Raw genomic sequence first — 11,790 nt, forward strand, 5'->3', positions numbered from 1 at the left:
ATCTGGAGGGCATCGAGCAGCAAGATGATCGCTCGCAAGAACTTGGCGTCGACAGTCTGGTACCGTGGTCGGTCGTGCTGCATTACCCCAAGGCTACTCAACCCGCACTCTCGTCGCCACTACCAGCTCACGTAGGTCTGACTTTGCCCTAATATGTGGAGCGGCCGGCGTGCCAAAAGCGTTTTCAGTCGATTTCACACATGGGAGCGGTGCGGTCATATGTCCGGCCCTTGCGCGGGGCACACGGCCGCGGGCGTCTGAGATTCGCGGAACGAGGAGCTAGATCAAGTTTACGCGCTTGAGCGCATTTTGGCAGGTCGCTTCACTCGTTTCGGGACGCCTGTTGTTGCACCTTGCGCTCTGCCGGCCTGCGCCGGTCTCAGATCGCTTTGGCGCTCACCGCGTTCATCAGACGACGGCCACGGTAGTCAGCGGCTCGGGAGCCCCGGTATATCCCGCGCTTTTCAGAAGCGCCCAAATAATCCGGGGCGTCGTGTAACTTTCGCGACCGCGACTTCACCTCACCGGCATCAACTCCGAGTTTCCGGTCGCATCACCGCCCCGGTCAGCCAAACGTCTACGGCAGCGCCACAGGCCATCAGCTGCTGATCCCGCAGGGCGCCAAACTGATGGGACGGTACGATTTCATGCTTGCATGCATTCGGACAAAGCCGCGTCCTAGTGGTCTGGACTGACATCATCTTCCCGAACAGCTCGACGCTGCAGATCAGAGGCATGGCGGACGCGGACGGCTAGGGTGGCTTCAATGATGAGGTCGACAATCATAATGTCCAGGTCTTCGGATCACCGCCAGCGCTCGACGAAGTTCGGGCCGAATCTCGGCGTTGATCGTCTTCCGCGTCTTGGCTCTGTTACGGCCTTTCCACGCAACAAAGGTGAACCATCGCCCGCCATCGGTTTCATGCTGCCTGCCTATCCGGCATGCGTCAGATCGACGAGCACCGATGGTCAGCATGATTTCGAGCGCCAACCGCGCCTTGGTGCCGATTGCGTGGTAATCCCGATATTGCTTCACTTCTTGGGGGTCCAAGTGTACCAGCCTTCCGATTCATTGATCTTTGCAACACCGTCAGCCGGATTGTGCGAGGCGAGGCTTTGCCGATCGCCCATTTGAAGAGGGCTCGGAGGTATTTCACCAGCTTGTCGGCGACGCCGGGCTATCTCCGTCCCCCAGACTCGTTCACATATGATTTGCATGGAGCAATCAACTCCGATTTCACTTGTGAACAGGTCGCCCACAGCGATTTCGGAAGCCATGAAACGCACTTTTTGTTTCACGTTTCACGTTAAAGCCACGACGCTTCGACGGCGGGCGGGTCTTTGACTCAGACGAGGCGAGCGACGTGAGCGTCCCAAGCATGCACGCAGGCGTCGGAATGGTCGCCGGGGGAAAAGGTGTCTGTGTGCTCAATGGCCTTGGTGTGAGCGAGGTCGGCCGCCCTCTTCTCGGCGATAAGGGCGAACGCGGGGTCCAGCAGCCTTGCTGGCGCTGGCGCCCGGAGCGGAAGCGCCACTTCCCTCCGGCCTGTTATTTTGTTATACAGAACGTATGAAGAAATCAAGCTCTGTTAAACAAAAAATCATGGGGCGCCCCCGGACCGGAACCACTCCGCTTATGGGGTTTCGAGCCGACTCAACTACGCGCGCCGCCATCGTGGAGTGGGCTGAAAGCAAGCCGGACAAGCCAACGTTGTCCGAAGCAATTCGCCGGCTCGTTGAGATCGGTCTGAAGATCAAGAAATGAGAGAATCCCCCTCCCTTTCCGTTTTCGCGGTTGAGGTCGACCGGCGTCCCGCCTTTGCATTTGCTTCAAAAACCCATGTGGCAGCTGAAGCGATCTTAAAAGGTGAGGAATTGCGCACCAAACTCTCGGCCCTGAAGTCTGGCGGGGCTCCTCTGTGCGACGATTACGGCATCATGCGCTTGCGTCTAGCGCGGCCTGCGGAAAGAGAGATCTATGAGGACCGGCGCTTTGGACGAATCCATCATAACGAGTTCTACGGTGCCTTCTTGGTCGAGCTGGATCGGGACGCGGGTAGTCTAGATCACGTTTTGGACGAATTGATTGACCTCGGAAACCCGGAAGGTTTGGATTGAAAGCGTAAAAGTCCTAACTTCTCTTTCGCCCCTTTATTGGGATGACTCGCGCGGGTCCCATTGGTCGGCTCACGGCAGGATCAGCTTGCGGACCGTGACCTTGAACCCAGGTTTTATCCAGTTCTGAGTTCGTCCTTGCCGCTGGATTTGCCGTGTTGGGCGGTGGGAGTGCCGATTCCGATGATCTCGCCCACCTTTCCGATTTTGATGTCGCCCGGGCGTCAGGCGTTCTGGCTGTTGGTTTTTTGGCATCGGCGAAGCCGCGAGGTCAACCTTGAATCGCGGCTCGAAGTCTTCGTTGTCTGTTGCTGCTCTGCTGTGGGGATGTGGGCAACGCCCTTCGCGTTGTCCAAGCGTAGCGGCATGTCCACAGCGCCACGGGCTCAGGCCTCGCGGCCGGGTTTGCGGGTTCGCCGCATGCTCTCGCCGTTGAGGTTGATCCGGTGGGCGTTATGGACCAGGCGGTCGAGGACGGCGTCGGCGTAGGTAGGGTCGCCGATCAGCGCGTGCCATTGATCGACGGGGAGTTGGCTGGTGACGACGGTGGAACGGCGACCGTAGCGGTCCTCGAGGATCTCCAGGAGGTCGTGACGGGCGGCGGCGTCGAGCGGCTCGAGGCCCCAGTCGTCGAGGATGACCAAATCGATGCGGCCGAGCGCGCGCAGCAGACGGGAGTGGCGTCCGTCGCCGCGCGCGAGAGCGAGTTCACCGAACAGCCGCGGCACGCGTTGATAGAGCACGGAGCGATTGTCGCGGCAGGCCTTGTTGCCGAGCGCCGAGGCGAGCCAGCTCTTGCCGACCCCGGTCGAGACAGCGTCACAATGCCGGGTGTCCGGCGTTCGAGGTTTTGATCCTCTTCCGTTCCATCCTCGGGCTGGGCAGATGGTGCAGGTCGCGCACCGCAAGCGCTTCGCCGGCGAGGACCATCTGGTCGTGGTGCAGCCCGACGGGACACTCGCCCTGATCCCGGCCTGGATGAGCGAGGATATTGCTCGGTCTGCAACGCTCACAGCAAGCCCTCGGTTGGCTGTCGAAAGGCTCGTCGAGCTGCGGGCGCGAATCGATGTGCTTATCGCCTCTCGAGGCGGGGCATGGCCCCTGCGTGAAGGAGGGGATCATGCAACCAAGACGCCACTTGCAACGGAGCCTGTTCGAGCAGGATCGCCAGACGCCGGCGATTCCGGCGTCGCAGAGAAGCACTCTCGTGCGCCTGATCGAGGGGCTACTGGTCGAGGCCCTCGCCGACGGCGCCAATATCGAGACGGGCACGCCAACCGCAGAGACGAGGGAGGCCGCTCATGAGCAAGGTTACGCCTGAGCACCTCGCCCGTCAGGCCGTCGTCTACATCCGTCAGTCGACACCTGATCAGGTCGCCCACAACCTGGAAAGTAAGCGCCGTCAGTACAATTTGCCGGAGCGCGCGCGACAGCTGGGCTGGAGCGATGTTGCCGTCATCGATGACGATCTCGGCCGCTCCGGCGGTGGCGTCGCGCGGCCCGGCTTCGAGAAGCTGCTGGCTGCCATCTGTGAGGTGCGCGTCGGGGTCGTGGTCTCGATCGAAGCGTCGCGGCTCGCACGCAACCGTCGCGACTGGCACACGCTGCTCGAGTTCTGCGGTCTCGTCGGCACATTGATCGCCGACGAGGACGGCGTCTACGATCCGCGACAGCCCAACGATCGCCTACTGCTCGGTATGAAGGGTACCATGAGCGAGATGGAGTTGTCGGTACTGCGCCAGCGTTCGCTCGAAGCGCTGAAGCAGAAGGCGCGCCGGGGCGAGCTGTTCATGACGGTCGCCGTCGGCTACGTGCGGGTCGGCCACAACCGTATCGAGAAGGACCCGGATCGGCGCGTCGGCGAGGCGATTGCGCTCGTCTTCGCCAAGTTCACCGAGATGCAGTCGGTGCGTCAGGTGCACCTCTGGTTCAGACACGAGCGCGTTCCGCTGCCCGCCGTTACCTATGGCGCCGAAGGCCACTTGGTCGAGTGGAAGCTGCCGGTCTACAACACGATCCTGCACATTCTGACCAACCCAATCTATGCCGGCGCGTATGCATTCGGGCGCACCGGCAGCCGCATCAGCATGGAGGCCGGTCGCAAGAAGGTGGTTCGCGGCTTCAAGAGGGAGCGCAAGGATTGGGAGGTGTTGATCCCGAACCATCATGAGGGTTATCTGAGCTGGGCGGACCACGAGAGGAACCTCGGCCTGATTGCGGATAACGCCAACGGCAAGAACCCGATGAGCCGCGGTGCCCTGCGCCGAGGTGAGGCTCTGCTCGCCGGCCTGCTGCGCTGTGGCCATTGTGGGCGCAAACTTCACGTCGCCTACTCCGGCAAGGACGGCAACACCGGGCGCTACCATTGTCGGGGCGGCGCCAACAATCATGGTGGTGACCCTTGCATCTCGTTCGGCGGCATGCGGATCGATCGTGACGTGGCCGCTGAGGTGATCCAGCGCCTGCAACCGCTCGGTATCGAGGCGGCACTCGCCGCGCAGGGTGCGCGCAGCCGTGCGAACGAAGACAAACGCGGCCAAGCCGAACTGGCGCTGGAGCAGGCTCGCTATGAGGTGGGGCGGGCGCGCCGCCAATACGATGCTGTCGATCCCGACAATCGTCTCGTCGCCGCCGAGCTGGAAAAGCGATGGAATGACCGGCTGGCGGTCGCGCGCAATCTGGAGACGGAGCTGGAGGGACTGACGGCTTCGCCCGCTGTTGATCTCACACCTGCGGACAGGGAGCGGCTGATGACGCTGGGCGCCGACCTGGAGCGTGCTTGGTCGAGTGCCAGCGTGGCACCCGAGACGCGCAAGCGGATCGTGCGAACGCTGATCGACGAGATCGTCGTCCGCGTCGAGGACACCGAGCTCGATCTGGTGATCCGCTGGCACGGCGGCGACCATTCCGCTCTCAAGGTCAAGAAGAATCGCTCCGGCCAGCACCGCTGGAGTGCAGCGGGAGAGACAGTCGATCTCGTGCGCGTGCTGGCGCGGCAGATGCCGGACAAAGCGATCGCGTCGGTGCTCAACCGCTCCGGCAAGACCACGGGGCGCGGCAATGGCTGGACCAAGTCGCGAGTGTGCAGCTTGCGCAGCCACAACGACGTCGCAGCCTATCGCGAAGGCGAGCGCCGCGACCGCGGCGAGGTCACTCTGGACGAGGCTGCCGCGGCCCTCTCTGTCAGCCCATCAACCGTGCGACGTCTGATCAAGGACGGCCAGCTCGCGGCGGGCCAGCTTTGCAAAGGGGCACCTTGGATCATCAAAGCAGCCGATCTTGAGCGTCCAGACGTCAAACGAGCCGCCACCGCGCGGCGCCTCAGACGCCCGCCGTCTGGCAATCCGCTACAAAAAGAACTGGAACTCTAACGAGATAGAAAGGTGAGCATTATGAAGCGGGCTCGGAGGGTCCGCAGATCAGCAGGTTGGCGTGGTCGTCGATCCATTGGCCTTCGACCAGCATCGTCAGCAGGCTGCGGTCGAGGCCGCGCGGAGTGCGGTAGTCGATGTCCTCGACGCAGGCCTGCTGGCGCAGCTTGGCGTATTGCAGCCGCTTCGACAGCCGCTTGTCGCGTCGTAGCGAAGCTTCGCGCTCCAGCAGCAACGCGAGCCATTCGGCGTGTCCGAGGCTTGCGGCGTCACCGCCGGCTTCGATGTCGGCGAAGGCCTTGGCCATGCCGTGAAGGCCGAGTTGATGGAGTTGATCGAGGGTCGGATGATTGAGCAAGACGAGATCTCCTAGTTGTAGTAGCGCGGCCCGTGGATGTTGGGATGGAGGATCGGCGCATCGTCCGCGGACCGCTTTTGCGAAGGACGCCGATCGAGATTGTTGGCGAGGATCGATTTGACCGAGCCATAGGTGCGCGCGCCGATATCGATCGCTCGCATGGCGGCGGCATCGAGCCGCTCGCGGCCATAGGACCGGGTGAGCCGGATGATGCCGAGACAGGCCCGAAAGCCCTGCTCAGGGTGCGTGCGTTCATCGAGGATCAGGTCGCACAGCGCCGCAGTGGCCGACCCGATCGCGGCGGCATCCTGGCGGATGCGCTCGATGGTCCAGCCGGCGTAGCGCCGATGACTGGACGCCATGTGTTCCGGCACGGTGGTGTGCTTGTGGTTGCCGCTCATGCGCTGATGCGCGGCGATCCGCTCGCCCTTGTGGAAAATCTCGACGGTGCGGGCGGTGAAGCGCACCTCGACCTCTGCGCGAACGAAGCGATGCGGGACGCTGTAGTAATGTGCCTCGACCTCGACGTGATAGTCGATGCTGACCCGGCAGATCCGCCACTCGGCAAACACGTAAGGGCTCTCCGGCAACGCCATGAGCGCGGGCCGGTCGATCTCCTCCAACAGCTTGCGGCGGGTCACCCCGAGCCGCCGGATCGGCCGTTCCTCGTTGAGCCGGGTCAGCAGCTCGGCGAGCGCCGCATTGACCTCGGCGAGGCTGTAGAAGGTCCGATGGCGCAGCCGCCCAAGCAACCAGCGCTCGACCATAAGGACGGCCTGTTCGACCTTCGCCTTGTCCGGTGGCCGCCGCGGCCGGGCCGGCAGAATGGCGGTGCCGTAATGCGTCGCCATGTCGGCGTAGCTGCGGTTGATCTGGGGATCGTAGAGGCAGGCCTTGATCACCGCGACCTTGGTGTTGTCGGGCACCAGCAGCGCCGGCACCCCGCCGATCGCCTCGAAGGCGCCGACATGGCTGCCAATCCAGTCGGCCAGTCCCTGCGTCCACGTCGCCTGCGCGTAGGTGAAGCTGGACGCGCCCAGCACCGCGACAAAAATCTGCGCGGCGCGCCGCTCGCCAGTGCGCCGGTCGATCACCACCGGCACCCCGTCGCCGGCATAATCGACGAAAAGCTTGTCGCCGGCCGCATGCGACTGGCGCATCGTCACCGACAGACGGCCTTCCCAGGCGCGGTACAGCTCGCAAAACCGCGAATAGCGATATCCGCCGGGTTCGCCGGCGATGTACTCCTCCCACAGGATCGACAGCGTCACGTGCTTGCGCTTGAGTTCGCGATGCACCAAAGCCCAGTCTGGCTCCCTCTGCCGCCGATGGCCCCGCCGGGTGCCGGCACCGGCTCCCGCACCAGCGAACAGCCGGGCCTCCAGCTCTGTGTCGGTGACGTCGTCGGACAATGGCCAACTCAGCCCGGCCGCCTCGAACCGGCGGATCGTCAGCCGTACCGTGGACGGCGCCGTCCCCATCCGCCGCGCAATCTCCCGGGTCGGCATCCCGGCCATCTTCAATCTGATCACATCACGCACATGACGCATCGCAAGCCTCTCCGTCGGCATCCAGATCCCCCTTTGCAAAGCCGAAAGGCGGGATCGTATCGGAGCCAGAAGAGGCCACGTCACCCCGGGCGACATCATCCCGGAAGGGTGGGCGAGATCATCTCAGAATGATGGGCGACGTCAAATCGGAACGGCGGGCGAGATCATTCCGGAAGGGTGGGCGACATCGAGCGGAATCAGCATTCGACCCTCTCACCCGCCATTGCGGCCCAGTATGAGGTGCTGCGTATGGCAGCTCTCGGCGAAGCGCTGCCGCCTACGGCCCGCAGTGGCCTCATGCTTTTTCTGCGCCGGGGCATGTGGGGGTGGGCGCAGACGTTGGCCGCCGCGGGCTCTGTTCAACAGTCAGTTGCATCGCGTACTCCACCAGTGCCGCGTAACGAGCGCACAGCTGTCGTTTACGTGCTCGCGACAATGGCGATGAGCACACTCGAGCGGAGAACGCCATGAGGGAGTCCCTCAAAGTCCAGCCTCACCACCTCGAACGGGATGCCTACCTCTACATTCGCCAGTCCTCGATGCGACAAGTCGTTGAGAACGTCGAGAGTACAAAGCGGCAATATGCGCTTCGCGGACGCGCAACTGCCCTCGGCTGGCGCGACGAGCAAATCATCGTCGTTGACAATGATCAGGGCGAGTCCGGCGCATCGGCCGCCTGGCGCGAGGGTTTCCAGCGGTTAGTCAGCGACGTCGGCATGGGGCGCGCCGGATCGTCATGGGCCTGGAGGTCTCCCGGCTCGCGAGGAACAATGCCGACTGGCAACGTTTGCTGGAGATCTGCGCGCTGGCCGACACCCTGATCCTCGACGAGGACGCGTGTACGATCCGACAAGTTTCAACGACCGGCTCCTGCTCGGCCTCAAGGGAACAATGAGCGAGGCTGAGTTGCACGTGATCAAGGCACGGCTACGCGGCGGGATCCTCAATAAGGTGAGACGCGGCGAGTATCGCTGCACCCTTCCAACCGGCCTGATCTATGACCAATCCGGCAACGTGAGGCTCGATCCCGACACGCAGGTCAGTGAGACGATCGCCCATTTCTTTGACACGTTCTCTCGCGTGGGCTCTGCATGCCAAACCGTCAAAGCCTTTCGCAAGGATGGCCTTCTGTTTCCCTCGCGTCTGCGCAACAGCCAGACAACGGTCTTTCGGCCATTGACCGCATCGACGGCAATACGCGTCTTGAACAAGCCACGCTACGCCGGCTGCTACGTCTATGGACGGCGGCGCTATCGACGAGCCATCGACGGCAAGAAGATCGTGCAGCGGAAGCGTGACCACGATGATTGGCTGGCCTGCATCCCAAATGCTCATCCCGGCTACATCAGCTGGGAACGATTCCAGGAGAATCTCAAGATTCTCGAGACCAATGGTGGGGATACGAGGTGGCGCGCGCATCGCCTCCGCGAGAAGGTACGGCGCTGCTGCAAGGACGGGCAGTATGCGGACTGTGCGGTAAGCACTTCCGTCTCCGCTACACTGCCCGGCGTGGACGGCTGGATGCCTGGTACGTCTGTGATCGCGCTCACGGCTATCGCGGCGAACCAAACTGTCAGTCAATCGCCGGGCCTCCGATCGACAACGCCATCGGCATGCTGATTGCCGAACAGATGACGCCGGCCGCCGTCGAGTTGACGCTCGAGATCCGCAGGGAGATCGAAGTCCGGTATGAGGAAGCAGACCGGTTGCGCTGTCGCGCGATCGAACGGGCCCAAATCGAAGCCGATCTCGCCCAGCGCCGCTTCATGTTGGTCGACCCAAACAATCGTCTCGTCGCCGACACGCTCGAAGGTGAATGGAACGAGAAGCTCCGCGTGTTGGCCAAAGCCCGCGAAGATCGAGAGCGCGCACGAGTGCAAGATCAGCTCATTCTCGATGAAGCTGTTCGCAAGCGGCTGATCGCAATGACAGTCGACTTCAACAAGCTTTGGGCAGATCCGGATACGCCGGACCGCGAGCGCAAACGGCTGCTCGCCCACATCATCGAGGATGCCACCCTCATCAAGATGCCGGCGGAGGGCACCACCAAGATTCACGTCCGCTTCAAGGGCGGCAAAATCCAAACGCTTTCCACTATGAGCCCAAAATCATCGGCGCAGCAGGTGAAGACGCCGCCCGGTATCGTCGAATTGGTCGATAAGCTCCTCGACAAACACATCTATTCGGAGATCGCCGAACTCCTCAACGAGCAAGGATATCGCCCGGGAGGATCAGCGCGGCGCGGCCGCCACGGCGCCCGCTTCACAGCCTCGCTAGTCGCCTATCTCGTCCATCGGGACGGCCTGCGCTCGCGCTATGACCGACTGCGAGATCGCGGAATGCTGACAAAACGAGAAGCGGCTGCGCGCCTAAACATCCACGAAACGACGCTCGCCAGGTGGGCTGAAAATGGACTCGTCGCCCGGCATGCCTACAATGCGCACTATTGCCTGTACGAGATTCCCGCATCGAACCCGCCGCGCAAGCAATGCAGTCGATGGAATCGTCTTGTCGATCGAGCCGCCCCCTTCAAGACGGCAACGGTGCCAAAACCCTCAACTGAAGCTGAAGGAGCTGTAGTATGAATGCACGTAGTTCCAATACAGCACGAGGCCACTACCATCCCAGACAACGATCTTCACCCGATCAGCGCGCTTCGCACGGAAGACCACCGCCACGCCCTTCATCGGATCGTGGCCCAGCGTCTCCTTCGCCAACAGCGCCAAACCCTCCGCACCTTTTCTGAAGTCCACAGGTTGCGTCGCCACGTAAATCATGAGGCTCGCGGGCGGCATCAGCATGAACCTGTCCGTCGAAGCGCCAAGAACACATCACTCAACACAGCAAGGCCAGGCGCCCCTCGCACCTCAACTCGTGCCCCCTGGAGCTCAACCGTCACAACGGCTGCTTCCGGCGACCCGGTGGGCTCTGCGGCCGCCGGTAACGCCGATTCCGATACCACCGGCACGAACGACAGCGTGTCCGCCGAAGCCGGCAGTACCAACTGGCCCAAACGCGCCCGGCGCCTCCAGTCGTGCACCTGCTGGGGCCGGCACCCATGGCGACGTGCGACATCTGTGACAATCGCCCCCGGCTCGAGACTGTCCGCGGCAATCTGTGCCTTCAAATCGTCCGGCCAGCGCTTTCGACCTGCGCCTGCGTACACTTCGATACGCGGTGACAACGGTCGTCTTATGTCGTCCGAATGGTCGTCCATTGTGAGCACCCTTGCAGAAGATGACTCTTCTAGCGGTGCTCCCAAAAGCGCGCACAGACATTCTGAAGGGCCGCGGCGCTACGCTTACCGTGCACCACACCCGCGGCGTCCACTAACATCTGCCCATAGACGATGAAAGTCCGGGGAGGCAGGTTAGCCACCTGCTTGAGAATCTCTTCCAGAGACAGTTCATTGGAATAAGTAATTTCGAGCTGGCCGGTCAGCGGCTGGAACAGCTTGCGCATCTCCTCCAGCCATAGCTTCTCGATCGGAGAATTCCCGATCACGATGAAAACTTTGGTTGTCTCCGGAACCAACTTTATGATCTGCTCGATAGAGCTTAATGCATCGACAGATACCGAAACCATTGCATCGGTCGCCGCTGCGTTCGAAGACATCTGCTGCGCGAGGGCGGCGTACAAGTTGGGATCGCAGGAAAAATCCTTTGACGGTTCTGCTGAAAGAATCGCGCCGCGGGACCGCCGATCGTCATGATGAGGTCGAGTTTCCGCTCGGAAAACACTGCATTCAAATAAGAGACAAAGGCGTCCTCGTTCCCGTCGGGGAAGCGCGCAGTCGAGAGGGAGGCCTCGAAGATATCGATGGGGTCGGCTGATTGCTGCCTCAACTCCTCCCGGACCTTCCTCGCGTAGTCATCCCAAGGTGAAAAGTCCCGACCAACGGAATGAACAATCAACACGCGCTTCGGCTGGGAGGACGCCGCAACTGTCATCCCCAGGAGCAGGACGATCGAACTGAACAATATGCGAGTTATCATGCGAATAAGGCGACCGTTCACGCGAACATAGCCAGGGGATGTCACCGATTCCTAAAACTCCATCCTACGACTTTGGCGAGGATTGATGGAAGCCATTATGATCGTTCCGCGGATCTCTGACGCCCGCGGCCGTGTGCCCCCCGCAACGGCCGGACATATGACCGCATCGCTCCGATGTGGAAGTCGACCGAAAACGCTTTTGGTGCGCCGGCCGTTCCACATATTGGGGCAAGGCCAGACCTACGGGAGCTGGTAGTGGCGACGAGAGTACGGGTTGAGTAGCCTTGGGGTACTGCAGCACGACCACCACAGCACACCACAGTACACGACCGACCACGGTACCAGACTGTCGACGCCAAGTTCTTGCGAGCGATCATCTTGCTGCTCGATGCCCTCCAGAT

Annotated in this window: 9 protein-coding genes and 6 pseudogenes; 9 read left to right on the plus strand and 6 right to left on the minus strand. The window is 62.1% G+C overall.

Features of this window, described 5'->3' with window-relative positions; genetic code table 11:
• Positions 1-508: 508 nt before the first annotated feature.
• From AC0L3X_RS45195 to AC0L3X_RS45205, 3 genes and pseudogenes are all read left to right on the plus strand, one after another.
• A pseudogene (locus tag AC0L3X_RS45195) lies at positions 509-753 on the plus strand (TrbI/VirB10 family protein); the annotation flags it as partial.
• A 748-nt stretch (positions 754-1,501) separates the two neighbouring features.
• Positions 1,502-1,765 (plus strand): hypothetical protein, encoded by a 264-nt coding sequence (locus AC0L3X_RS45200; RefSeq protein ID WP_439034097.1) that lies wholly within the window; start codon positions 1,502-1,504, stop codon positions 1,763-1,765.
• Positions 1,762-2,118, plus strand: a complete 357-nt coding sequence (locus AC0L3X_RS45205; RefSeq protein WP_439034098.1) for a hypothetical protein — start codon at positions 1,762-1,764, stop codon at positions 2,116-2,118. The genes AC0L3X_RS45200 and AC0L3X_RS45205 overlap by 4 nt, the downstream gene beginning before the upstream one ends.
• A gap of 383 nt (positions 2,119-2,501) precedes the next feature.
• On the opposite strand, the pseudogene AC0L3X_RS45210 reads toward AC0L3X_RS45205, so the two are convergent.
• Positions 2,502-2,924: pseudogene (locus tag AC0L3X_RS45210) on the minus strand (ATP-binding protein); the annotation flags it as partial.
• 22 nt (positions 2,925-2,946) lie between these two features.
• On the opposite strand from AC0L3X_RS45210, the pseudogene AC0L3X_RS45215 reads away from it, so the two are divergent.
• From AC0L3X_RS45215 to AC0L3X_RS45225, 3 genes and pseudogenes are all read left to right on the plus strand, one after another.
• Positions 2,947-3,171, plus strand: a pseudogene (locus AC0L3X_RS45215) (DUF5372 family protein); the annotation flags it as partial.
• Positions 3,172-3,235: 64 nt separating this feature from the next.
• Positions 3,236-3,436 carry a hypothetical protein gene (locus AC0L3X_RS45220; RefSeq protein ID WP_231145832.1) on the plus strand — a complete coding sequence of 67 codons (201 nt, stop codon included), beginning with the start codon at positions 3,236-3,238 and terminating at the stop codon, positions 3,434-3,436.
• Positions 3,417-5,486: a recombinase family protein gene (locus tag AC0L3X_RS45225; RefSeq protein WP_439034099.1), complete on the plus strand. Its 2,070-nt coding sequence runs from the start codon at positions 3,417-3,419 to the stop codon at positions 5,484-5,486. The genes AC0L3X_RS45220 and AC0L3X_RS45225 overlap by 20 nt, the downstream gene beginning before the upstream one ends.
• A gap of 34 nt (positions 5,487-5,520) precedes the next feature.
• Here the strand turns inward: AC0L3X_RS45225 and AC0L3X_RS45230 are convergent.
• Positions 5,521-5,844, minus strand: a pseudogene (locus AC0L3X_RS45230) (ATP-binding protein); the annotation flags it as partial.
• Positions 5,845-5,855: 11 nt separating this feature from the next.
• Positions 5,856-7,394, minus strand: coding sequence for an IS21 family transposase (istA, locus tag AC0L3X_RS45235; protein ID WP_439035715.1), 1,539 nt, complete (start codon positions 7,392-7,394; stop codon positions 5,856-5,858).
• An 891-nt stretch (positions 7,395-8,285) separates the two neighbouring features.
• Between istA and AC0L3X_RS45240 the strand changes: the two are divergent.
• The 3 genes and pseudogenes from AC0L3X_RS45240 to AC0L3X_RS45250 form a co-directional block, all read left to right on the plus strand.
• Positions 8,286-8,726: pseudogene (locus AC0L3X_RS45240) on the plus strand (recombinase family protein); the annotation flags it as partial.
• A 74-nt stretch (positions 8,727-8,800) separates the two neighbouring features.
• Positions 8,801-8,944, plus strand: a pseudogene (locus AC0L3X_RS45245) (hypothetical protein); the annotation flags it as partial.
• A 63-nt stretch (positions 8,945-9,007) separates the two neighbouring features.
• Positions 9,008-9,979 carry a hypothetical protein gene (locus AC0L3X_RS45250; RefSeq protein WP_439035784.1) on the plus strand — a complete coding sequence of 324 codons (972 nt, stop codon included), beginning with the start codon at positions 9,008-9,010 and terminating at the stop codon, positions 9,977-9,979.
• On the opposite strand, the gene tnpB is transcribed toward AC0L3X_RS45250, so the two are convergent.
• From tnpB to AC0L3X_RS45265, 3 genes are read right to left on the minus strand one after another with little or no spacing between them, the layout of a single operon-like run.
• Positions 9,950-10,195: an IS66 family insertion sequence element accessory protein TnpB gene (tnpB, locus tag AC0L3X_RS45255; protein WP_439034100.1), complete on the minus strand. Its 246-nt coding sequence runs from the start codon at positions 10,193-10,195 to the stop codon at positions 9,950-9,952. The two genes, AC0L3X_RS45250 and tnpB, sit on opposite strands and share 30 nt — an antisense overlap.
• A complete protein-coding gene (gene tnpA / locus AC0L3X_RS45260; RefSeq protein WP_439034101.1) occupies positions 10,189-10,611 on the minus strand; it encodes an IS66-like element accessory protein TnpA in 423 nt (140 codons plus the stop codon). The genes tnpB and tnpA overlap by 7 nt, the downstream gene beginning before the upstream one ends.
• Before the next feature lie 29 nt (positions 10,612-10,640).
• Positions 10,641-11,033, minus strand: a complete 393-nt coding sequence (locus AC0L3X_RS45265) for a hypothetical protein (protein WP_439034102.1) — start codon at positions 11,031-11,033, stop codon at positions 10,641-10,643.
• Positions 11,034-11,790: the final 757 nt, after the last annotated feature.

Source organism: Bradyrhizobium sp. MI1.7, assembly GCF_055811795.1.